12 protein-coding genes are annotated in these 25,570 nt (G+C 43.8%); 11 read left to right on the plus strand and 1 reads right to left on the minus strand.

Annotation, left to right across the window (positions count from 1 at the left end):
• Window positions 1–117: 117 nt before the first annotated feature.
• Entirely contained in the window at window positions 118–1,116 is a 999-nt protein-coding gene (locus H9L11_RS14015; RefSeq protein ID WP_064368365.1) for an HAD family hydrolase, read from the plus strand.
• 107 nt (window positions 1,117–1,223) lie between these two features.
• Here H9L11_RS14015 and H9L11_RS14020 read toward each other — a convergent pair whose 3' ends face one another.
• Complete coding sequence (locus H9L11_RS14020; protein WP_005377761.1) at window positions 1,224–2,741, minus strand: sulfatase-like hydrolase/transferase; 1,518 nt, start codon at window positions 2,739–2,741, stop codon at window positions 1,224–1,226.
• Window positions 2,742–2,988: 247 nt separating this feature from the next.
• Here H9L11_RS14020 and H9L11_RS14025 point away from each other — a divergent pair, with 247 nt between their 5' ends.
• The 10 genes from H9L11_RS14025 to H9L11_RS14070 all read left to right on the plus strand — a co-directional run bounded on the left by H9L11_RS14025 (window position 2,989) and on the right by H9L11_RS14070 (window position 25,440).
• Window positions 2,989–4,425: an arylsulfatase gene (locus H9L11_RS14025; protein WP_240199931.1), complete on the plus strand. Its 1,437-nt coding sequence runs from the start codon at window positions 2,989–2,991 to the stop codon at window positions 4,423–4,425.
• Between the two features lie 152 nt (window positions 4,426–4,577).
• Window positions 4,578–16,718 (plus strand): RTX toxin, encoded by a 12,141-nt coding sequence (locus tag H9L11_RS14030; RefSeq protein ID WP_205390851.1) that lies wholly within the window; start codon window positions 4,578–4,580, stop codon window positions 16,716–16,718.
• A complete protein-coding gene (locus tag H9L11_RS14035; RefSeq protein WP_050550048.1) occupies window positions 16,715–18,886 on the plus strand; it encodes a type I secretion system permease/ATPase in 2,172 nt (723 codons plus the stop codon). The genes H9L11_RS14030 and H9L11_RS14035 overlap by 4 nt, the downstream gene beginning before the upstream one ends.
• Window positions 18,883–20,196, plus strand: coding sequence for an HlyD family type I secretion periplasmic adaptor subunit (locus H9L11_RS14040; protein WP_021033865.1), 1,314 nt, complete (start codon window positions 18,883–18,885; stop codon window positions 20,194–20,196). Before H9L11_RS14035 ends, H9L11_RS14040 begins: the two co-directional genes overlap by 4 nt.
• Window positions 20,197–20,211: 15 nt before the next feature.
• Window positions 20,212–21,525, plus strand: a complete 1,314-nt coding sequence (locus tag H9L11_RS14045; protein WP_033905223.1) for a TolC family outer membrane protein — start codon at window positions 20,212–20,214, stop codon at window positions 21,523–21,525.
• Window positions 21,518–22,138 (plus strand): OmpA family protein, encoded by a 621-nt coding sequence (locus H9L11_RS14050; protein ID WP_033905224.1) that lies wholly within the window; start codon window positions 21,518–21,520, stop codon window positions 22,136–22,138. The genes H9L11_RS14045 and H9L11_RS14050 overlap by 8 nt, the downstream gene beginning before the upstream one ends.
• On the plus strand, window positions 22,128–22,970 hold the full coding sequence (locus H9L11_RS14055) for a hypothetical protein (protein ID WP_033905225.1): 843 nt from the start codon (window positions 22,128–22,130) through the stop codon (window positions 22,968–22,970). The genes H9L11_RS14050 and H9L11_RS14055 overlap by 11 nt, the downstream gene beginning before the upstream one ends.
• 177 nt (window positions 22,971–23,147) lie before the next feature.
• Window positions 23,148–23,921 carry a DeoR/GlpR family DNA-binding transcription regulator gene (locus H9L11_RS14060; RefSeq protein WP_033905226.1) on the plus strand — a complete coding sequence of 258 codons (774 nt, stop codon included), beginning with the start codon at window positions 23,148–23,150 and terminating at the stop codon, window positions 23,919–23,921.
• 11 nt (window positions 23,922–23,932) lie between these two features.
• Window positions 23,933–24,973 (plus strand): oxidoreductase, encoded by a 1,041-nt coding sequence (locus tag H9L11_RS14065; protein ID WP_033905227.1) that lies wholly within the window; start codon window positions 23,933–23,935, stop codon window positions 24,971–24,973.
• Window positions 24,970–25,440, plus strand: coding sequence for a heme-degrading domain-containing protein (locus H9L11_RS14070; RefSeq protein WP_005377751.1), 471 nt, complete (start codon window positions 24,970–24,972; stop codon window positions 25,438–25,440). Before H9L11_RS14065 ends, H9L11_RS14070 begins: the two co-directional genes overlap by 4 nt.
• Window positions 25,441–25,570 lie beyond the last annotated feature (130 nt).

The following is a 25,570-nucleotide window of genomic DNA, read 5'->3' on the forward strand; positions in this document are numbered from 1 at the left end:
TGGTGACATTGTCACTTTTTGGTGGCCGTTGCATATTTCAGTTCAATATGCGCCTGTTTCAATTGAACTATACTTTTGATTGGATTCGCACCTAGCACCTCAATATAAGGAATTAAGATGGCTATAAAGTTAAAGGCGATTGTCTTAGCAACAGGTTTTGCTCTGTCTAGTTACGCTGTTGCTGCTGATATGCAAGATCCACTTCCGTCATGGAACAACACTGACGCTAAGCAAGCTATTATGGCGTTTGTTACGAAAACAACGACCCAAGGTTCGGATTCCTATGTGCCTGAAAGCCAACGAATCGCGACGTTTGATAATGATGGAACACTTTGGGCAGAAAAGCCTGTTTATCTACAGTTGTTTTTTGCGATCGATAGAGTAAAAGAAATGGCCTCTGAGCATCCTGATTGGAAGACAACCGAACCCTTTGCTTCCGCATTAAAAGGTGACATGGAGGGGATTGGTAAACAAGGACTCGAAGGTGTAATGAAGCTTGTTATGGCAACCCATTCTGGAATGTCTACTGAACAGTTTCATCAAGAAGTTAAGGAATGGTTGAAAACGGCTGTCCATCCAACAACGGGTAGACCATACACTGAAATGGTCTATCAACCTATGCTCGAACTGCTCGACTATTTAAGAGCGAACGACTATCAGACCTACATCGTTTCTGGAGGCGGAATTGAATTTATGCGCGTTTGGGCGCCGGACGTATACGGCATTCCAACGCAAAACATCGTGGGAACGACGTTAAAGGCGGAATATCAAAGTGTTGATGGAAAACCTACCATCCAACGCATGCCGGAAATAGACTTCGTCAATGACAAAGCAGTAAAGCCTGTGACGATCCAAAACTTCATTGGCAAACGTCCGGTCATGGCGTTTGGTAATTCTGATGGTGATTTACAGATGTTAGAGTGGACGAAAGCAGGTTCAGGTCCAAGATTTTCTGCGATTATCCATCACACGGATGACAAGCGCGAATGGGCGTATGATAAAGATTCTCATGTTGGTAAGTTAGATAAATCGTTTAAAGTAGGTGAAGAGCAAGGTTGGCTATTTGTCGATATGAAACAAGATTGGAATCAAGTGTTTAAAGAGAGCACTAAATGATAATCTTTGTTTGACCATAACTTGCTGCAACCAAACAATTGCAACGAAATAAAAGGCCTCACAATTGAGGCCTTAGTTAATTCCACAGTAGCTTCGATACCTAGGGTCTAGTTTCTAGGTTGCTGTGTCATTGTTTCTACCACTTTTTCAATACTTAACGAGCTACCTTTCGTTGCAGGGAACTCCTTAAATGTCTCTAGGAACTTACGCACGATAGCTTGAGCAGGAACGAACATCCACATTTGATCAGCGTAAAAATGTCTGACGTAAAGTGCTGCATCTGGACCGACCTCAAATGGATCCATACGAAGGTTTACAATCAAAGGCCAACTCGGTGTTTTGCGGTATGCCTCATTAATGGCACCCTCCATAATACTGAAGTGGATCTTCCAGTCTTTATAACGAACGGCGTTTAAATTACCACCAGCATCGAAGTAAAAGATTTCTTTGCGTGCGCCTTCATCAGCTTTACCAGTCAGCAGATCAAGTTGGTTGTAGCCATCTAAATGTGCTTTAAAGGTTTTGCCCGCTGCTTTATGACCCTTCAATAGTTTTTCTTTCACATCAGGTTCGCCCACAGCTGCGAGTAGAGTTGGCATCCAGTCTTCTTGTGAAAAGATATCGTTGATAACCGTTCCTGGTTTAATGTTTCCAGGCCAGCGTACCATCATCGGAACGCGGAATCCGCCTTCCCAAGTCGTACCTTTTTCGCCCTTGAACGGTGTAGTACCACCATCTGGCCAGGTAAATTTCTCAGCGCCATTATCAGTACTAAAAACAACAATGGTGTTATCTGCTACGCCTAGCTCTTCAAGTTTATCAAGCATGACACCTACTTGATCATCTAGGTCCATCATGCCATCGGCGTATAAGCCGTAACCTGACTTCCCTTGATATTCTTCACTCAAATGTGTCCAGACGTGCATACGGGTTGAGTTATGCCAAATAAAGAATGGTTTGTCTTCTTTTACTGCTTTTTCCATAAATGCCAAGCTAGCATCCATGAACTCTCGGTCTACGTTTTCCATACGCTTACGAGTAAGGGGACCTGTGTCCTCGATTTTGCCATCCGCAGTCGCCTTCAACACGCCTCGAGGTCCGAATTTTTTACGAAACTCTGGATCTTTTGGATAAAACTCAGACTCAGGCTCTTCTTCCGCGTTTAAATGGTATAGGTTACCAAAGAACTCATCAAACCCATGGTTAGTTGGTAGGTGCTCATCTTGATCACCAAGGTGGTTTTTACCAAACTGACCAGACACATAGCCGTGATTTTTAAGTAACTCTGCGATAGTAGGATCTTTCGATTGAATACCCTCTTTTGCGCCGGGCATACCAATAGTCAATAGACCGGTACGAAACGGATGTTGACCCAGAATAAATGAGGCTCGTCCGGCAGTACAACTCTGTTGTGCGTAAGCGTCTGTGAAAATGGCACCTTCATTGGCGATTTTATCAATGTTAGGAGTCTTCCCTCCCATCATACCATTGTGATACGCACTAATGTTGTATACACCTACATCGTCACCCCAGAACACAAGGATGTTGGGCTTATCGGCAGCAAAGGCTGTGGACGCAGCTAATGTACCGACCAATGCCATTACCTTTTTAATCGAGTTTCGCATGAAAATCCTCCGCGATAAATGAATCCATTATCGTTATATAACGTTACTAATTGTGTTCATCATGGCGAAGTCGAGTGAGATGACACCAAATGAGACAATGTAGTCAGTTGAATATAGTAGAGGTTTTTTGTTGCTTCCAAGTAATCCCTGTTTTTCAAAAATGTTAACTAACATGGACTAGACTTTAGTGTGTTTTAAGTGTGATAAGACGCACTTACAGGATTGAATTTCAATGAAAGGCGACACTATGAAAAATAAACTAGCAACTATCCTGTTTCTATGTATCCCGTTAGAAGTGGCTGCGGAAGAGACACCAAATGTCGTGGTAATGTTGGTTGATAACCTTGGGTGGGGGGAACTAAGTTCCTATGGGAGTACCAGAGGTGTTGAAACTAAAAACTTAGATCAACTTGCTAGAGAAGGTGTACGCCTTACTAATTTTAATGTGGAACCGCAATGCACGCCAACTCGCTCCTCATTCATGACGGGGAGGCGAGCGCTTAGATCTGGGACAGATAAGGTTGTTTGGGGAGTACCTTACGGTATGGTGAACTGGGAGATAACCATTGCAGAGAAGTTTAAGGAACAAGGATATAACACGAGCCTTTACGGGAAATGGCATTTGGGAGACCAAAAAGGGCGCTTTCCAACGGATCAAGGCTTTGATGAATGGTATGGCATTGCAAATACGACGGATGAGTCAGAATATAGCTCTCAACCCGGTTATAAAGCTATATTACCTAAACCTCAAATCCTTTCAGCTAGAGCAGGGCAGGATCCTAAAGGGGTCAAAGAATATAATTTGGACTCACGTAGAACGATTGACAGTGAGCTAGTTGAACATGCCACAGATTTTATAAATCGAAATGTGAAAGAGAATAAGCCATTTTTCTCTGTAATTACTTTTACTCAACCACATTTACCGACGCTACCTCATCCTGATTTTATTGGTAAAACAGGCAAAGGAAATTACTCAGATGTGTTAGCTGAGATAGATTTTCGAGCTGGGCAAGTTATTGGTGCAATAGAAAAAGCAGGAATTAAAGACAATACACTAGTGATTTGGTTTTCTGACAACGGTCCAGAGTGGCATATGCCATACCAAGGCTCTAGCGGACCATGGCGTGGTGCGTACTTTACGGCTCTTGAAGGCTCTCTCCGAACACCATTTATTGCCTCTTGGCCTAACCACATCAAACCGGGCAGAGTGAGTGATGAAATTATCCATGTTGTGGATCTATTTGCCTCACTTTCTCATGTCGGTGGATACAAATTACCAAGCGATAGAACAATAGATAGTATTGATCAGTGGGCCTTTTTAAAGGGAGATAGTGAAAAGTCTAATCGAGATGGTTTTATCGTTAACAATGGCTCTGAAACCTACGCTTATAAGTGGGAAAATTACAAGATGCACTTTATTGATCAAGATATCATGCCGGAGAAAGGGCGCCCATTACAGATCCCTGAAATATACAATTTGATTGATGACCCTAAAGAGGAGTTTGATTTAAGAAATAATGCCACATGGTTATTTCCTATCATGATAGGAAAGAGAGTAAAGTTTGAATCTTCCGTTGCAACAAGCTGCGATACGATTCCTTTCCCTGCTCCATTTGGATATAAGCCCGATTGTAGCAAGGGGAATTTCAATCAATTTCCAGTGGATGGGTTACGCCAGAAGTAGTTTACCCCAATGGCTCTTTCTCGCATACATGAGGTATGTTTTTGGTTCAATATCTCATTAGAGCCATTTAGGGCCATGTTTTTTCTAGTTTCATTTGAACAGTCACATTCGTCGACCATACTTAAAGTTCGTTGTTTCATATGGGGCGAATTATGCAGCCAATACTCTACATTCAAGTCGGTAATGTTCTTTGGGCGGTTTTAAGTGACGGTTCTTGGATCCAAATGTTGCCTAACGAACAATTAGTTCCAGAAGTAGAGGTGGTTGTTCTTAATACTGACATTCTCGATATTGCATTTAATGAAGATACAACAAGTGAGGATGAATCGAGTTCGAATGATCTTTTAATTGCATCTCAAAACGGTATTGAATCCACTTTTAATCAGAGCGTTCGAGATTTTAGTGAGTCTTCTGGCGGGTTAAGTTTTGTTGCCTATATTCGCGCTGTTTTACCTGAGCAACTCGTTTCTAATGGCTATGTTACTAGGCCAGCAGTGCAAGAAAGAGAGAACCCAACTTCTGAGACTCAGGCTCCTGAGCGGTTGAATCCCGATGCTATATTAACGGTGGATATTCTTGATGGCGGCGATGGATACGAAAACCAGTTTGAAGTTCCTAGTGTCACGATTCAAGGTGACGCACTCAAGATAAGCGATGAGTGGCTTGTTACTATCACCATTACCGACAGTCTCAATAATTCCATTACTGTTACAACGACCGTAGAGAACGAGGCTTATACCCTATCAGGCGTTGATCTGTCTTCTCTTGCTGAAGGGCCGCTTACGGTGATTTCTGTGGTTTCTGACATTTATGGCAATAACCTGAACGCCGTCGATACGACCATTAAAGATACGCTTGCAACGGTGAACGTCAATTTTGATGGTGGAGGGGATGAGTATTTAAATCAGTACGAAATCGCGACTACTCGCCTCGAAGGGACGATTGAAAACATTGAAGATGGCCAGCGTATCCAAGTTACGGTAACCGACTCGTTAGGAGCGGTCATAAACTTAGAAACGGTGGTGACTGGTGGAAGTTGGTCTCTGGACGACGTTGACCTTTCTGGATTGTCTGAAGGTACGCTGACCGTTGTTGCTGAGAGTATAGATATAGCGGGCAACCCTGCAACCAGTGAAAACACCATCATCAAAGATACGCTCGCAAGTGTGACGGTGGACGTTGACGATGGCGGAGACGGCTATTTAAACATTGAAGAGCGCCAATCTGTCACTTTGTCAGGGCAAGTCAGTGATGTTGAAAATGGTCAGACGGTTTCTGTCACGGTTCAAGACAGCTTGGGGGCGATGCTCTCGTTCAATGCCGTTGTCGTTGATGGTATGTGGCAAGTCGAAGGGGCGAACTTATCCACGTTAGCCGATGGGGCGTTAACCGTATCTGCCTCCGTGAATGATGTGGCGGGCAACCAAGCGAAAGCGATGGATGAGGCTACGACCATAGATGCCACTGCTCCCACCATTGATATCGATACGGATTTTTATATTAGCGGTGGTCTTGCCATTGATGATTTCCGTGAGGGTATAGTCACGGAAATGAGAGGGACAACCAGTGGTGTAGAGCAAGGTCTGGCGGTGACGATTCGGGTAAGTGACGGAGACAGCACGCTGAATCTTACTGGCCTTGTTGATGCATCAGGTTCGTGGACAGTAACCGGAATTGACGTAAACACTCTCAATCTAAACAGCACGTGGACCATTGAAGCTGAAGTGTTGGATGCCGCCGGCAACCATGCGGTCGATACCATGCCGACAATAGTGCTACCCGGTTCAACGGTATTTTCTGAAAACATCGTTGGATTTTTTGGTGAGCAAAGCAGCTCGGCAGCCATCAACATAGAAAATGGTGTGCCAGCACTGCATGCAGAGCAACCAAGTTTGAGTGCGCTTACATCGGTCGGTCAATCTATTAACGTTGTTGTTGCAGAAGATGGGTTGAGCTTACAAGGAACATCGACTGACGACCGATTAGTTTTCTCAGCAGAAGTCAATGATGATGGTACGGTTCAAATTACTTTTTATGAAGCGATTGATCATGGTGTAGGTCAAGATGAGCTGGTGACTAACGTATTGGTTGAAAGCACTCAAAGTGATGCTGATGGTACACAAGAAACGGTTGTGGCCCCCCTAGAAATCGCCATCCTTGATGCCGATCCAGTGATCGCAAATGAGTCATATAGTGTAACCGAAGGCCAAGTCATTTCTGGCAATGTACTGGAGAATGACATTGATATTGATGGTGACTTGTACATTCGATATGTCAGAGCCGGAGGAGAGATCCAGTCTGTCCCTGATGGTGGCTCAGTAAGTTTTAGTCTAGAGAAGGGTGAATTAACCGTATTTTCAGATGGCTCTTGGCAGTTGAATGCCAGTCGCAACTTAGATCACACGGTTGAGCAAAGTCTCGTTTTTGATTATCTCGCAGCCGATGATTCAAAAGATTACGGTGTAGCAACCGCAACTATCGACATTATAGATGGCCAAGCGGGTTATGTAGGCAGCGCTACTATAAACACAGCAGAAGTACCTCTGGGAGAGGCATTATTAACCACCGAAGGCAGTGTTAATGTGATTGCTGGCTCTGATAACCCTGATCCGACTAGTTTGTATTTTGGTGGGGCATCCATTACTAAGTTAGAGGCATTAGGGCTTACAAGCTCAGTCTCTGATAATGAGCTTAGCTACACGTTAAGTTCCAGTGGAAAGCAAATCACAGCATTTGCCAATGGTGTGACTGTATTTACGTTAACATTGAGTGGCATTGAGTCGGGTAACGATGTACTAGCTTCAATCTCGCTTACTCTTGATCATCCTATCGACCAATTCAATAGTAGTGATACGGTCACTTTCCCGCTGACCATTGGAGGGACAGATCTAGACTCCACACCGCTTGTAGAGAATGAAATTGATTTCGTGTTGAAAGATGGTGTTGATCCTACGTTGAGCAACTTGACTGTTGTTGCAATCGAGGAGATTAATCTAGAAAGTGGGGCAATCTTTAAGACTGGGAGCCTTCAACTCGATATCGGGAGTGATTATGTTGACTCTCTTCGATTTAGCGAATTAAACCAGCCCACATTAGTGAGTAGTGAAAGTGAGTTGCTTTACCGTCTGTCTGATGACGGTACGACAATTACTGGCTATATCTTAGAAGGTGGGGTGGAAGTAAATATTTTTCAATCGAAACTATTATCCACATTACCTTTAGAGTCGAGTAGTGAAATAGAGTATTCCTTTGAATTATATCGCTCTTTCGATCTGTCAAAAGATCAAATCCTGGATATACCATTGTTAGTTAATGCAACAGATTCAGACGGTGACACCACCTCCGTAACATTGGATATTACCTTAGAGGCAATTGAAGGTTTGAACGATGATGCCTCTTTAACGGTGGATATTCTTGATGGCGGCGATGGATACGAAAACCAGTTTGAAGTTCCTAGTGTCACGATTCAAGGTGACGCACTCAAGATAAGCGATGAGTGGCTTGTTACTATCACCATTACCGACAGCCTCAATAATTCCATTACTGTTACAACGACCGTAGAGAATGAGGCGTATACCCTATCAGGCGTTGATCTGTCTTCTCTTGCTGAAGGGCCGCTTACGGTGACTTCTGTGGTTTCTGACATTTATGGCAATAACCTGAACGCCGTCGATACGACCATTAAAGATACGCTTGCAACGGTGAACGTCAATTTTGATGGTGGAGGGGATGAGTATTTAAATCAGTACGAAATCGCGACTACTCGCCTCGAAGGGACGATTGAAAACATTGAAGATGGCCAGCGTATCCAAGTTACTGTAACCGACTCGTTAGGAGCGGTCATAAACTTAGAAACGGTGGTGACTGGTGGAAGTTGGTCTCTGGACGACGTTGACCTTTCTGGATTGTCTGAAGGTACGCTGACAGTTGTTGCTAAGAGTATAGATATAGCGGGCAACCCTGCAATCAGTGAAAACACCATCATCAAAGATACGCTCGCAAGTGTGACGGTGGACGTTGACGATGGCGGAGACGGCTATTTAAACACTGAAGAGCGCCAATCTGTCACTTTGTCAGGGCAAGTCAGTGATGTTGAAAATGGTCAGACGGTTTCTGTCACGGTTCAAGACAGCTTGGGGGTGATGCTCTCGTTCAATACCGTTGTCGTTGATGGTATGTGGCAAGTCGAAGGGGCGAACTTATCCACGTTAGCCGATGGGGCGTTAACCGTATCTGCCTCCGTGAATGATGTAGCGGGCAACCAAGCGAAAGCAATGGATGAGGCTACGACCATAGATGCCACTGCTCCCACCATTGATATCGATACGGATTTTTATATTAGCGGTGGCCTTGCCATTGATGATTTCCGTGAGGGTATAGTCACGGAAATGAGAGGGACAACCAGTGGTGTAGAGCAAGGTCTGGCAGTGACGATTCGGGTAAGTGACGGAGACAGCACGCTGAATTTTACTGGCCTCGTTGATGCCTCAGGTTCGTGGACAGTAACCGGAATTGACGTAAACACTCTCAATCTAAACAACACGTGGACCATTGAAGCAGAAGTGTTGGATGCCGCCGGCAACCACGTGGTCGATACCATGCCGACAATAGTGCTACCCGGTTCAACGGTATTTTCTGAAAACATCGTTGGATTTTTTGGTGAGCAAAGCAGCTCGGCAGCCATCAACATAGAAAATGGTGTGCCAGCACTGCATGCAGAGCAACCAAGTTTGAGCGCGCTTACATCGGTCGGTCAATCTATAAATGTTGTTGTTGCAGAAGATGGGTTGAGCTTACAAGGAACATCGACTGACGACCGATTAGTTTTCTCAGCAGAAGTCAATGATGATGGTACGGTTCAAATTACTTTTTATGAAGCGATTGATCATGGTGTAGGTCAAGATGAGCTGGTGACTAACGTATTGGTTGAAAGCATTCAAAGTGATGCTGACGGCACACAAGAGGCTGTTGTGGCACCGTTAACGATTACTATTTATGACTCTGATCCGGTGATTAGAGATGACACATACTCAGTCGTAGAAGAGCAAACAATTACGGGCAATGTACTTGAAAATGATATTGATCTTGATGGAACACTTTATGTGAAATTTGTAGAGGCTGGCGGGGAGCAGAAGTCAATTCTAGAGGGGGGATCCGTAAGTTTTAGTTTAGAAAAAGGCGAATTAACCGTATTTTCTGATGGCTCTTGGCAGTTTGATGCAGGTCGAAACCTAGATCATTCGGTCGAGCAAAGTGTTTCTTTCAGCTATTTAGCTGCAGATGACTCCCAAGACTATGGCTTGGCTAACGCGACGATTGATATTAGTGATGGACAAGCAGGTTACGTAGGCAATGCGACTATAGACGTAACAGAAGTCCCTTTGGATGGCCCAATATTGAACTCTGAAGGAACTGTTAATATTGTCGCGGGATCTGACAATCCGGATCCGAGTAGTTTGTATTTCGGTGGGTCATCTATTACTAAGTTAGAAGCATTAGGGCTTACAAGCTCAGTCTCTGATAATGAGCTTAGCTACACGTTAAGTTCCAGTGGAAAGCAAATTACAGCATTTGCGAATGGTGTCACTGTATTTACGTTAACATTGAGTGGCGTTGAGTCGGGTAACGATGTATTAGCATCAATTTCGCTTACTCTTGAGCACCCTATCGATCAATTCAATAGCAGTGATATGGTCACTTTCCCGTTGACCATTGGTGGCGTAGATTTAGATGCCACACCGCTTGTAGAGAATGAAATTGACTATGTTCTAAAGGATGGCGCAGACCCAACTTTAAATAATTTGAATGGGGTAGAAGTAAAAGAATCTGATCTCGCAAATGGAAGTGTGTTGAGCTCAGGGAATTTTCAAGTTGAGGTTGGCAGTGATTACCTCGAATCTTTGTCGTTCATCGTCTCTGAACAACCCTTGTTGACGAGTGGTGAACAAGTTGTGCTTTATCAAGTCTCTGCGGATGGCAAAACACTTGATGGTTATATTCTTGACGAAGATGGGCAAACTCAGATTCCCATCTTTCAAGCTACCCTCAATGCTTCATTACCTATTGATGCAAATAGCGACATTACCTACTCCTTTGAGCTTTTTCAGGCTCTCGACCAACAAGAAAATACTGATCCAAACGTGCCTCTCGTTGTTACTGCAATGGACTCAGACCAAGATAACACGTCGGTCGTTTTAGACATTAATGTGATAGATAACGACAATGAACAAGCGCTAATCAATAGTGGCAATGTCGAGTTAACCGAAACACCTGTCGATACAAACATTGCTCCTGATGGTGTTTCAGCCATAGCGAATACGGATGTGATAGTTACGTCATCATTCGATCCGATTGTGTATCTGGGTGTTGACATAAATGATGGAGATACTGTCAAAACTACGCTTGGTGATGCTGTTACTTATAACGGAGAGGCTGCCACTTGGTACGATAACAATGATGGAAGCTTTGACGCAATTTCAGACACTGGAGACGTTGTATTTAGGGTCACGTTACCTAGTGACTTCTCTTTGCCATCAAATGATACGTCTACCGTTAATGTAACTGTAGAGCTTTATCACTCGCTTGACCATGTTTTAGGTGATGGGACGCAATTGTCGATCTCTATGCCCATCGTGGCGAGAGATTCTGATGGAAGCGAGATCTCTACGGAGTCCAACATACTGGTCTATGATGGCTTGTTTCCGGAACTAGTAATTACAGAGGGAATCACAGTCAATGAAAGCGGGTTGAATGATGATTCGCTTGATTCTGGCATCGAGGGCTCGTCACCATCCATTACGCTATTACAAGGTTCAGACTCTATCGCCAGTGTGAGCGTGAATATCGATATGTTCAATGCGCTCGGCTATAAAACAAGTAGTGGTAGCCTGGTTTCGCTTGATTCACCGGACTCGAATGGTTGGTTATATGCAAGAGATGAAAGCGAGCAAGACGTCTTTAGAATTAGATTTAATACCGATGGGACTGCCGAGTTTGATCTATACCGTGCACTTGAACACGATGAACCTGACGGTGTTCCAGCGGACGAGAACACATTAGAACTCAGTTTTTCAATTTATGCCGTTGATAAGGATGGCGACCAGTCTGAAGCTGAGACATATACCGTTAGTGTAGTAGATGATATCCCTGAAGACACAAGCTCACCAATAGAAATTGAACTTACCGAGGGGGATGAGTTTTCGGGAAACTGGTTTAGCAATAATGCCGACTTAATCAGTTCAGATGGCACGTTGATTTCAAGTTTGACCTATGCAGGTGAAACATACGATACGGCGAGTTCGGTATTTAGCAATGATGCTTGGACCATCGATTTAATCAATAGTAGTGATGGTAACTTAAAATATGGAACGCTGACTATTGCTCAAGATGGGACATTTACGCTAACTACCGAGCTTATTGTTAATACGCCTGTAGGTGGTTTGCTTGATGATCTAACGATAACTGTGACGGATGCAGACGGTGACCAAGCAAGCAGTGAAGCTCAATTAATTCTTGATGATGCTAGGGGCTTTATTCGAACCGTTAATGTAGATACGTTAGAAGATAATGGCGCGAATAATAGTGGAGACCCTACGCCAGTCGCGTTACCGATTAGAGTTTCTCCTGGGGATACGGAGAATAATGAGCGTGTTGAAGCGATAAGGATCTCTGTTGAATCTCTACAAGGAGGGGCTCTGTTTTTAGACGGAGCGCGCCTTGAAGATGATGATAATGACGGATTTATTAGTCTTTCTGGTACAGAGCTAATGGGGGTGGGTATATTCACTGTTCCAAATGGTGATCTCACTTATCAACCAGCACTAAACCTGTCGGGCAACACTATCAAAGTTTCGTTAGCAGTGTCTGCATTAATCGTATCTGATGTCGAACCAGATGGTTTTGTATTACAAGGCAATAATACGTTAAATGTTAACGTTTTACCGGTTGCAGATTTGCCAGAGTGGTCTAATGATTCGGACTTTTCTTATCAAAGTGTTGAAGATTCCGCTGAATCACTTTCACTCAATATTGTCGCTGAAAAGTTTGACCAAGACGGTTCTGAAACGCTCCACTACCAAATTTCGAATATTCCAGATGGACTTATATTAACACTTAACGGAAGTGCTATTGAGGAAGGGAAAGCGTATAGCCAATCCGAGTTAGATCAAATTGAAATCACATCTAACGAAAACTTAGCCGGAAGATTTACTTTTGATGTAACGGCAGTAACGACTGAGTCGGGTAGTGTGTTTGCCGATGAGCAAGATAAAACAGCGGAGATCACTGAGCAAGTTGTTATCGATATATCTCCAGATGCCGATGTGCCTACGCTGACCGTTAAAAACATTCAGGGGCTTGAAGACCAAGCGATTGACTTAAAAGAGTACATCTTAGGGCGGCTCACTGACACAGATGGCTCGGAGTCTCTGTCTTATCGCATAGAAGTTCAAGATGGTTGGACATTGCCTGTCGGAGCTGGGATTACGCTTATCGGTATTAATACCTACCTAGTGACCTCCAATGCTCTAGCCAATTCGGAGGCGTTACTTCAACCAAAATCGGATATCAGCTCATTTACTGAATCTCTATCCCTTCAAGTAACCGCCATTTCAACAGAGTCGACTATTGATGGCTTAGCACCTATTAATGAAACCGCCGAGAGCCAATCTGCAACCATTGACATTAAGCTAAAAGGCGTGGTCGATGAACCAATTGTTCTAGATGGTGGACAGGGGAATTGGCAATATGATCAAGCGACTAAAGTAATTAGTAATCTCTCTACGTTAGACGAAGATAACCTGATACAACTGGATTTTATCATCCAGACATCAGACGACGATCTATCAGAAGAAATTAATATCTTGCTTCAGAACATCCCTGTGGGAACACAACTGACAGATGTAAATGGTGACCCTATTGTTCTTCCAATTGCTTACGTGGACCCAATAACGGGGCCAGTTTATCAGGTCTCAAACGCTGTTCTTGAAAACACTTACCTCAAAACAGAGCAAGATTTTAGTGGAACACTGAGCATGGATGTTATCGTCGTTTCAACAGAGCCGGATGGTGATTCTGCTGAAACCCCTCTTAAAGTGGAAATGGAAATCTCACCTATTGTTGATCAAACTGACGGTCAAGAATTACAAAGCAATGGTATTGAGGACAATTTCATCACACTAAATCTTGAGCCTGTCGTTAATCAAGATATAGATTCTAGTGAGTCCTTGACAGGATACACCATTGTATCCATTCCAGATGGCTTAACACTTTACTTTGATGGTAATGCAGTAGAGGAAAGTAATTTACCGTTAGAACTCAATGAACTACTCGATGGTAGCTCGGCAACATTATCTGAGTTGTTAAACAGTGGACGAATCACTGTAAAAGCTAATGAAGACCTAAGTGGGACGTTTAGCCTGGAAGTTCAGTACGAAGTGACAGACACGTCTCCTACGCTGGAGACTGATGTAAAGGCAATCAACGGTTCTTTGAGCGTCGTGGTTTCTGGAAAAGTGGATATTGGTAATGAAGATATTGACAAAACACGTTTAGAAGGTGCGACTGAAGTATTCACAAGTACCGATGGGTCTGCTGTCGACGTGAGTGGAGGCATTACATTTACAGAAGCGGATATTGATGGTTCAGAGTATCTCGATTACATCGTTTTACAGATACCGCAGGGTCAAGACCTCATTGTTACTCATCCGAACGGTGCTTCTCAAGATGCCGATGGGAACTGGCTGATTCCAATGGAAGGAATCACAAGTGATAGCGTGTTGGAAACCGCTCAAGATTTGCTTGCTAGCGCATCGATTTATAGCCCATCTAACACAGAGATACTTGATGTGAATGTGTTAGCGTATGTTCGAGATGGAACGGATGCTCAATACATCACTGGTCAGTTCCAAATTCAAATTACTGGCCATGAAGGAGATGGAGACCAGTGTGCTGATCCTGGTGAACCAGGAAGCGTTCAAAGTGGGGATATTGTAGGTAAAGAAGGTGAAGATGTCTCAATTGGGGCGTTTTTAAACCCTGATGTAGCGAGTAGTGACGGTAACTTAGTTTCCTTCTTTGTCGCCGCAGATTCTTTACCTGAAGGAGTCGAGCTTACTGGCGAAGGTGTGATACCTGCTTATGATAATGCGGGCAATCTGTTGGGTTATTCAATTTCTAGCGCTGGATTGTCTTCCTTGACGCTTACTGGCGTGGATGAGGACTTTGCTGGATGCATTACTTTCAATTTAGAAGTGACAGAAACGGCCCCATGCGATGGTGACTCGAAAACAACCGCTCAGACCATTACGGTACAAATCTCTCCTGTTGTCGATGATATCGCGATAGCACCAAGCCAAGTTACGGTTCAAGAAGATACTATAACCAACCTGAATCTTGCTCTTGTATTGGGCGATAGTGAAGGGCCAATGCAGTCCATTACTGGAGAAGGTGACGCAGCGACTGGCCTTGAAAGTGTCAATTGGGTTTCTTTATCTGTGTCTGACGAGAATGCGCGGTTTACTGCCGTGGACCCGAGCCTACTCATTGACAACGGTGATGGAACATGGGTAGTGACAGATGTTACGCGTCTAAACGAAATTCAGTTAATCCCACCTGAAAACTACAGTGGAGAGCTTGTTATTTCCGTTGACGCAAACATTACTGATGAAGTCACGGGAAGTTGTTTAAGTACTGACAGTGCGAAAGATACTCAAACTAAATCAACAGAAGTTACCGTTACCATTGCCCCAGTGGTTGATAAAGCGGTTCTGGAAACAGAAGACGTAGTTGGTAATGAAGATAATTATATTTATTTAGGAAACTTATCTGCATCATTAATCGATCAAGATGGTTCTGAGTCGATGTCTTTGGTCATGACAGGAGTGCCAGACGGAGCCGTGTTGGTTTGGGACAATAATGGGACGTTCGAATTACTCCCTGATAACGGTTCAACGGATGGTGAGAGCAAGGAGTGGCAGCTAACTCAAGCACAACTTGATAAGGTTTACTTTCTACCGCCACTAGATTTTAGTGGGGATATTTCATTAACACTGCAAGCTATTACCCAAGAGTCTGGATCAAACGACTATAACTATACCACTTCTCAGTTCAACGTCGGCGTAAAACCGATTGGCGATGATGTATCGTTGAATACAACCTCTAACACGTTCACTGGAGATGAAGGTGATTCCATTTCGATTGACTTTTTAGCGAGCGGTTTTGAAACAAATAGCAACGAATATATAGAAGTGTCGATGTTGATCAAAGCAAGCTCTGAACCCTCTGCATTGGAAGGCTTAGGTAGGATTCGTATTGGAACTCAATTCTCATCCTTTACCTTCGATGACGCGGGCAATGCCGTGGCGACGGTATTAGTGCGAGCAAATGAAGTGTCAGGTTTGGAGTTCATTCCGAAGGATGCATTTGGAACGATGGATGTTGCTCTCAATGTTAGAACGTTTGATCAAGCGATAGTGTCAGAGACACTCGAAACCGATTTTGGAGATGTGCAAACTACCGATCTAACCATTGTTGTTACCCCTGAAGCTGATGAGCCAACACTAACGGCCGATTATCAGTCTATTGTGTCTGAAGCGTCTGGGAGTATTCCTTTGGGGTTGAGCATGAATTTAGTCAATCCTGCACCCGAAGAGTTTGGAAGTGTGGAGATTCGCGGATTACCAACAGATCTAGAGTTGAGTCATGGTGAAAGATTGAACGGCATTTATACTGTTGATCAAGAGGATGCCGCTGATCTTTCCATCGTTGGCGGGTTTAGCGGTGCAAGTGATTTTACGTTGTCGATAAAACCGATTGCAACACTGGGTGCTACAGTCGCAGAAGGTGCTGCTCAGACAGTCAATGTTACCTTAGTGGAAGAAGGGGGCCAAACATTACTTGCGACAGATGCTAATGATTTGCTTATTGGAGGAAGTGGCAGCGATGTATTCCAGTTTGACAGTTCAGGGCTCGGTAACGAGTTAAAGCCCTCGTACGATGTGATCAACGATTTCCAAATATCCGTTATTGGTGATGATAATGACACAATTGACATCGCCTCGATAATCACCGCTACCTCGATAACAGAAGTCGATAATAAGCTCGATTTAACAGAGAATGATGATGGCGTAACGCTTCACATAAAACCAGAAGAGACGGGGACAAAACAACAGATTCTTATGCAGGGCGTCACTCTTGATCAGCTTTACAAAGGTGACTCGACTGGCGTAGCCGAAGAAAATGTCTTACAGAAGATGATTGATGACAACAACTTGCTAGTAGGTGGTATGTCATGAAGCATCACTCATCCTCATCAAGTGAGCTGACTAACGATCCTTGGGGGCAATCGTTAACTTGGTTGATGCGTTATTTTGAGGTTAGACACCATACAAAAAAGGTGCTTTCTGGATTACCTCTTGTTGAGGGTAGATTGGATAGTGACTTATTCATCAGAGCCGCTGAGCGAGCCGATCTTGAACTCACATTAATCGATTTAAAATCCACCGCAATGTTGAGCTTTCCATTGGTGGGAATCAATAGGAAGACGTTACAACCCGCTATTATATCTGAGCGACATAACAGCGATTATCAAGTCACGTTATTTAGTGAAGATCAAGGTGAAACGCAATACGTCACGAGCGAGGAGCTGCATAATCAATTCCAGCCTCAAGCATGGCAAGTTTCTATGCGTCCAGAGTTGGACAAACGGATAAGTTCTATTCAAGCGGATTATAATGAACATTGGCTTTTCGCCGTAGTGAAAGAAATGTCTCCGTGGTATCGAGATCTTTTGATTGCCTCTTTCCTTATCAATACGCTAGCGCTAGTTATTCCGCTTTTCACTATGAACGTTTACGATCGTGTAGTGCCTAATCAAGCTTTCAGTACATTATGGGTTTTGGTCGCTGGTGTCTCCGTCATCATTATTTTTGATTGGCTATTGCGTAAAGCAAGGGGAGTTGTCACTGATACCGCGGGTAAGTACATCGATAACAAGCTTTCTTCGATACTTTTTTCTAAAGTTATGGGGATGAAACTTGAACACCGTCCTGCATCAGTCGGTGCATTCGCTCGACAACTACAAGATTTTGATAGTGTTCGCGATTTTTTTACTTCTGCATCTCTTGTGACCTTAGTTGATCTCCCATTTACGTTGTTATTTTTAGTCTTAATAGGTTGGCTAGGTGGGGCAATGATGTTCATACCTATTGCCGTCATGTTTATCCTGCTGATCCTTGGCTTTGCGGTAAAAGCAAAAATAGAACAATCACATACGGAAAGTGCTGCACTATCCATGAAGCGACAAGCTCACTTGTTTGATTCATTGTCCTCTTTAAAAGAGATTAAGCAAAATAACGCTACGGGAGAAGCACAAAAGCGTTGGGAGCAGACGGTATCCATGCTTTCTGATTGGCAAAATCAATCGCGAAACTATTCGAATATCGTTGCTTACTCCATTCAATCTAGCCAGCAGATAATTACCGTAATGTTACTTGTAACAGGCGTGTACAGAATTTCTGAGGGATTGCTCAGCATGGGGGGGCTCATTGCTATTGTCATGCTTAGCGGTCGTGCTGCAGGGGCGATTAACCAGTTAGCTATGCTGTTACTTCGCTATCAACAGACAAAAACAGCGGTTGAAGGCTTAAATTCTATCATGTCTTTACCTCAGGAGGTGCAACGCAGTCAGGTCATTACGTCTGCCGAATTTACAGGGAATATACGTTTAGAAAACGTGAGCTTCCAATACCCAGATGTTGATATGCCATGTTTGAGAGATATTAATCTTACTATCAAGCAAGGCGAACGCGTTGGCGTTATTGGTAGTGCAGGAGCAGGAAAGTCTACACTCCTTTCTATTATTACCAATCAACTCAGTGCCTTACAGGGTAGCGTTTATTTTGATGACATTGACAGTCAGCTTTGGCCCGCCGAATTGATAAGAGAGAAAACGGGTTGGGTTGGCCAAGATTCGCATCTTATATACGGCAGCATTATGGAAAACATAGTATTAGGACATCATGTTATTGATCAAGAACGTTTACGCCGTGCGATAGAATTATCGGGTTTGAACCAGTACATGAGCCGCCTTCCTCATGGTCTAGAAACGCAAGTCGGAGAAGGAGGGCGTTATTTGTCGGGGGGGCAAAGGCAAGCTGTAGCGATTTCAAGAGCGTTTTATCGAAACCCTGCAGCATTAATTTTAGACGAGCCAACCAGTTCCTTAGACCAGCCAGCTGAGAATGCGTTGTTTAATGCTCTTAAATCGTTGCCGCACTCGACGACGATGATTATTAGCTCTCATAAACATTCCTTATTATCGCTTTGTGATCGAATTGTTGTGCTTGATAAAGGCACAATTTTGAGGGAAGGAGCGCCCCAAGAAATTTTTGCTAAACAACAGTCTAACGCGAAAACGAACAGAGTACGCGCAGTATCAATTGTACGCGAAGGAGGTCAATGATGAGCACAGTTCGTTGGAGTAATGCTCATTTAGCAAACCGTTCGAGAACGTTGATTTGGTTGTCTGCCGCGTTAGTGCTAAGTGTGATTATTTGGGCCTCGTGGGCGAGGTTAGACGAAGTGGTTGTCGGCGAAGGAAAGGTTGTTCCTACTTTGTCTGTTCAGACGATTCAGAGCTTAGAGGGAGGCATTCTAAAGGAGTTACTTGTCATGCCTGGTGAAAGCGTCACTAAGGGGCAAACCATCGCTATTCTGGATGATACAAGGTTTAAGTCGACCTATTCGGAGACCTCTGAACAAGTTGAATCTTTGCTCGCCAGAAAGCAGAGGCTTCAAATTGAATTAGAAACGGTAAAAGTGAATAGCCTCCAACTGGATTGGAAACAACAAGTGAGTATCGAGCCTCAGCCATTTGATATTTCGATGACCGGCCACTCTGCCTATCTGAATGCCAAAGCAAACTATCTTGAGCGGTTGAGCCAACTGGAGTCTGAGCTGGAGGAGGCTAAATTGCGAATTGAGCAACAATCGCAAGCTTATCTAGATACCTTGAATACCATTCAAACACTAAAAAGCAGTCTGGTTATTGTCTCGAAAGAGCGAGATATGTTGAGAGAGGTGGTTTCTAGTGGCGCGGTGGCTGAAGTGGAATTATTAAAACTGAATAGAGACGTTATAAAGCTCAAAGGAGACATCGCGAGTTCACAAGCTGCTGCCCAAAAGCAAAGGGCTGTGTATTCTGAATCCATCGCAGATTATCGTGGTACTGCGCTTGCTTTTAGGGCAGAGGCACAAGGGCAGCTCAATGAAGTTGTGACGCAACTAGCGCAGCTCAATGAAAGTCGTCAGGCGATTGCGGATCAGTTGAATCGAACGCAGTTACTTTCTCCGGTCGATGGAACCATCAAAGATGTTTTTGTCAGAACCATCGGAGGTGTGGTTAAGCCGGGTGAGCCTATTTTAGAAATAGTCCCTCGTAATAGCACGTTAATCGTTGAAGCGAGAATTTCTCCTCAGAATATCGCCTTCATAAGGCCTGGCCTGCCGGCAACGGTAAAGTTGTCTGCCTATGACTTTGTCATTTACGGAGGCCTAGAAGGAGAAGTGACCTACGTAAGCGCCGATGCACTTCAAAATGAAGAGGGCAATGCCTACTACCGTGCCAACGTTACTTTCAAGGTTGATGATAAGTTTACGATCATCCCGGGAATGCAGGTTGTGGTAGACATTCTTACAGGAGAAAAAACAGTACTGAATTATTGGTTAAAACCTATATTACGTGCGAAAGAGAATTCGCTCAGAGAAAGATAGACATAAGGATATAAGATGCGGCTTAAATCAACGTTATTGGTCTTGTTTGCAGTATCATCGTCGCCAAACGCTTTGACTTTAGAAGAGTCAGTTACGTTATCTCTCGATAGCTCCCCCAGTTTGCTTGCTCGCTATTCTCGCTATGAGTCGATGGTACGAGACCGAAATGCCATAAATGGTTCATTTCTTCCTCAGGTTAATTTGTATGCAGCAGCAGGGTACGAAGGTACTCGATATAACAACGGAAACTACATCGACAGTGAAGATAGAACATTAGAAAGAACGGAGATGGGCGTAAGAATCTCCCAACTGTTATTTGATGGATTTAAAACAAGTGCTGATGTTGATCGCCTATCTTACGAGGCTGAAGCTGAACGCTTGGACTTATTGGCATCTGCGGAAAATGTTGCATTAGATACTGTCAGAGCGTATGTGGATGTTTTACATGCCCGAGAGTTGATGAAACTGACAGAAAGAAACCTAAATGAACACCAAGAGATCTACCGTTTCATTCTAGATAAAAAAGAAAAAGGTTTAACCAGCAACTCCGACTTAGCGCAGGTTTCTTCGCGTGTCGCGACAACACAGTCCTCATTGATTGCCGCCCAAAACAATCTTTCCGATGCTAGAACAAGATTTGTACGTTTGGTTGGTCGAGCGCCGCAAAACTTAGTTGAACCTGTTTACCCGCAGGAGTTGCTTCCGAATAAGCTTGACGAAGCACTCAAACAAGCGGTTAGGTTGCACCCATCCATACAGTCAGCGATGAAAGATTTAGAGGCGGCTCGACATGAAGTAAAAAGAGAAAAGGGGGATTACTACCCAGAGCTCAAGCTTGAGCTGTCAGCCAACAAAACAGACAACGTGGATAATATTGAAGGCATTAACGAAGATGCAAAGGTTATGCTGACGGTCAACTACGATCTTTTTAACGGCTTTTCTACAGACTCCCGAGTGGAGTCATCCGCCTGGAGAGTAGAGGAGGCGAGGGCTATTCGAGCAAATGCAGAACTAGATGCGAATGAAGGTGTAAGGCTAGCATGGGACGCACATACATTGCTTCAACAGCAAATGGAGTATTTAAAAGTCAACGTTGATGCGGCGAAAGTAACTGAATTAGGGTACATCCAGCAGTTCAATGTAGGGCGACGCAGTTTGTTAGATGTATTAGATGCCAAAGTTGAAACGTTTGTTGCGAGACGGAACTATACCCGAACAAAGTACGATCATTTGGTTGCCACTTACCGTTTATTCAACTCGATGGGGATTCTGACTTATGCGTTGCGAGTTGAGTATCCAGAGAACTGGAAGGAGAACAATAATGGATAAATTCGCAGTGACGAGTCTTCTAGTTTTTATGTTAGCAGGCTGTGCTGAATCACCGAATACGACGTTGACCACTTACCAGTACAACGACCTTAAAGACAATGATAGTGATGGCGTGATAAACCAACGAGATAACTGCGCAGATACGCCAAAAGGTGTCGTTGTTGACAGTGAAGGCTGTGCGAATTGGGTCAACGACTCGCAGACACACCTGATCAGTTTTTTCTTTGCGATGGATGAGCATCAGGTAACGCCATTTCATGATATGCCGCTAAGCGAATTGAAAGCACTGCTTCAGAGTAACCCAAATGCGCAAGTCATACTGATAGGAGACACAAGCCCTGAAGCGTCACTCGAATACAACAAAGCGTTGGCAAAGAAAAGAACGGCAGCTATACGAAAATTGCTAGTGAGAAACGGCATTCAAGATAATCGAATTGAAGAGCAAGAGTTTTATCAGAATACGGCATTGACGGTACAACTAAAAAAACGGGAAAGGCGCACAATTGCTGTTGTAAACACGAAAGCTGAAAGTACTGAACAAGCGTGGACTATATTTAGTTCGGACAGCGAGTTGACACCTAATTCGAAGTTGGAGTTGAATTATGAAAATTAAAGTATTGCCTTTCTTTGCTCTAGCTTCATGTTTGATTTCACCGCTGGCATTTTCTGACTCTGAGGCTCGAACATCGATTTTTGTCGAGCCAGAGATACTAGAAACGATAGAAACATTGATAGATGAGCCAAGTGTAAATGTAGCGCTTGCATCTCAGTCTGGTGGTTTTAACGACATGCTAAATGACGGAACCTCTATTGCGATCACATCTAAGAAATGGTCAGATGAAAACATCTCCCGATTTCAACGAGAAAGAGGCCACAGGCCTACACGTTTGTTTTTAATGGCAAACGCTATTGTCGTAATCAATAGTCAAAAGAGTACGGTAGATAGTGTTTCCGTTAGTGAATTGAAACGCTGTGATGCAAATACGTATGCTTTCGGGGAGATGCGTTTAAGTAACCCAGGTGTGAGCTCTAATGGTTGTCAATCATCGATTCAAATGCTTGATGAAGACCGATTGAAACGGGCTTTAAGCGACGACTTGTCAGCCAAAGCTTATATGCGATACTCCGATTTTAAATACTCAGAACAGTGGTCGAGCTACAAGGCTCTCTCTGTTCATCATAACGATGACTCATGCTCTTTGAGCACAGATTGCATCTATTCTCTTCGCTATCCATTTTCCGTGGTCTATTACGTTTATATAAATAAACAATTCGACACTAATCAGAAGATCAAAAAATCAAAGCTATTTGAACTCCTTACAACCGACCACAATACACAACAGGTACGAAATGCTGGGTTTATTCCACTACCAAAAGCGCTTATTAAAAGAAATAGAGTGAAGTTAGGGCTAGATGAGCCAGTTGTTTTAAACGGGTATAAATAAACTTCATACGCCTAACTATGTGGGCTGAGTGAACGTACCGTCCTAGGAAGTTTTGCCTTGCTGCTCATTTATCTTTGGTTAACCTTTGGTCAATTGAGTTGGTTGTAAGTGGTTTTGTTGGTAATTTTTCTATTATTGTGGCAAATTCACTTAAAATCACTTAAGTGAATTTAAGTTATGACACAAGAAGAAAGACTCGTAGCACTCAGAGCGAAGCTGGAGCAGCAAAACAAAGTAACGTTGTCTGAAGTTTGTGAGTACTTTGGTATCTCGCGAGATTCAGCTCGCCGAGACTTAGTTAAGTTGAGTCAGCAACCTGGGTTACAAAGAATACGAGGTGGTGTCATGCTTGCGCCGATCTCTTCCCATACCGAGGCATACGCGAGTCGACCCGTGAGTGACGTTAAACATCGACTGGCTCAAGCTGCCGCAGCGTTGTTGGATGAGCGCGACCATCTTGTTATTGATACCAGCACCATTTTATCTCTGCTCCCACTCTATGCAGGAAAAGCACATTGTGGAGAAAACAAGCTCAACGTCGTTACTAACAGCATTGATGTGCTGACCGCTGCTGAGACAAACGACACAATGGACGTTTATTTCTTAGGCGGACACTTTGACCCTTATGCCAGAGCAGTTTTAGGGGCGCAAGCAGAGCAGCAAATGCAGCATTATCACGTGAACAAAGCGTTCATTGGCGTGTGTGCATTGTCATCCCGGGGGCTGACAACAAATAGTTTGTTAGAAGCAACAATGAAACAAGCGATGATTGCTCAAGCTCAGCAGGTCATCGTCGTTTGTGAATCCCGAAAAATTGGTAGCGACAATTTCCACCACGTATGTGATTTGTCAAAGATCGACATCATTATTACCGATCATCCTCCTCAATCAGATTTTCAACAACTCCTCGATCACAATGATATTGAATGTATTGTTGTGTCACCGAAATAAGGAATCTTAGAATGGCTTACGATCCCGTAAAAACCGCTGTGATTGGTTACGGATATTCAGCAAAAACGTTTCATTTACCCTTCATTAAAGCGCTACCAAATTTAACGCTGAGCGCGATAAGCTCGCGTCAACAGGAGGCGGTTCAAAATGATTGGCCAGATGCTAAGTGGTTTTCTGATGCGAATACTTTACTCGATGATAGTGATGCAGAGCTCGTAATCATTACTGCGCCAAATGACGTACATTACGAACTTGCAAAGCGTGCGTTGAACAATGGGAAACACGTCATCGTCGAAAAACCGTTTGTTACTCGGATAGAAGATGGTAATGAACTTATCGCCTTGGCGGAAGAGAAAGGTCTGGTGCTGAGCGTTTTTCACAATAGACGTTGGGATGGAGACTTTCTCACGGTTAAATCTCTTATCGAACAAGGTAAGTTAGGTGATATAAAGCTGTTCGAGTCACACTTTGACCGTTACCGCCCTGAAGTTCGTCAACGCTGGCGAGAGCTAGCTCAAGATGGTGGTGGTATTCTATTCGACCTTGCTCCTCATCTTCTCGATCAAGCATTGGTGTTGTTTGGCTTGCCAGATGCGATAGACGCACAATGTCGAATGATGCGTCCGGGCGCGACGACGATTGATTATTACAACTTGATACTTCATTACCCTGAGCATATTGTGCACTTGCATTCAAACTTGTATAGCCCAGAGCCGAATCTCCGCTACAAAGTATTGGGTACGGAAGCTAAATATGAAAAGTTCGGATTAGATCCTCAAGAGGGCTACTTAAAAGAAGGCCGTTTGCCGGAAAACGATGCTTGGTCGGAAGAAGATGAGGTGTTATACGGCGTCCGTTACGACGAAGACGGTGCGCAAACTATCAAAACGGAGAGAGGCGAGTACCAAGCTTACTTTGTTGGTGTGGCAGACGCCATTCGTTTGGGCACTGATAACCCGGTTCCTGCCGCTCAAGCAGTACAGAATATCGCTCTGATTGAGATGGCATTGGAAAGCAGTAAAACGGGTAAAACGATTCAGGTGAAACCATGAGTTTGACGCTTGAACTCGTGGCCCTGCAAGAGCATGAACTTCAGTTGGCGGAATTTAATCACCATATTGCGTGGTCTATCGGCCTCGCTCTAAAAGAAGAGGCTGAAGCTCGCGGCGCGGCTGTTGCTATTGAGGTTTACGGCTTTGGACAAACGCTATTTCAATACGCGATGGCAGGAACCTGCGCTGATCATGTAGATTGGGTCCGTAGGAAGCGAAACTCAGTGTTAAGGTATGGCCACAGCTCTTACTATCTTTCTCTGTACAACAAGCAAAAGCAACGTGATTTCGAAAACCAGCCTCATCTCGATGCTCGTGAGTACTGTGCTCATGGTGGCGCGTTCCCAATTCGGCTTTCTGGGTCTGGTTTGGTTGGGGTTGTGACGGTATCGGGTTTACCGCAGTTAGATGATCATCAGCTAGTTGTGGAGATATTAAAAACGATGACAGAGACAAAACCCTCTTAAACGCCAAATATGAAAGTAGCACGGTTTCTTTATCGTGCTACTGAATTCTCTTTTTAGCTCATAAAGTGTTCTTTAATGTGAGCAAATATTAACATTGATCCCAACTTACTACCTGAAAATCAAATCAATT

The organism is Vibrio sp. sp1 (assembly GCF_016920955.1).
GTDB classification, from domain to species: domain Bacteria; phylum Pseudomonadota; class Gammaproteobacteria; order Enterobacterales; family Vibrionaceae; genus Vibrio; species Vibrio alginolyticus.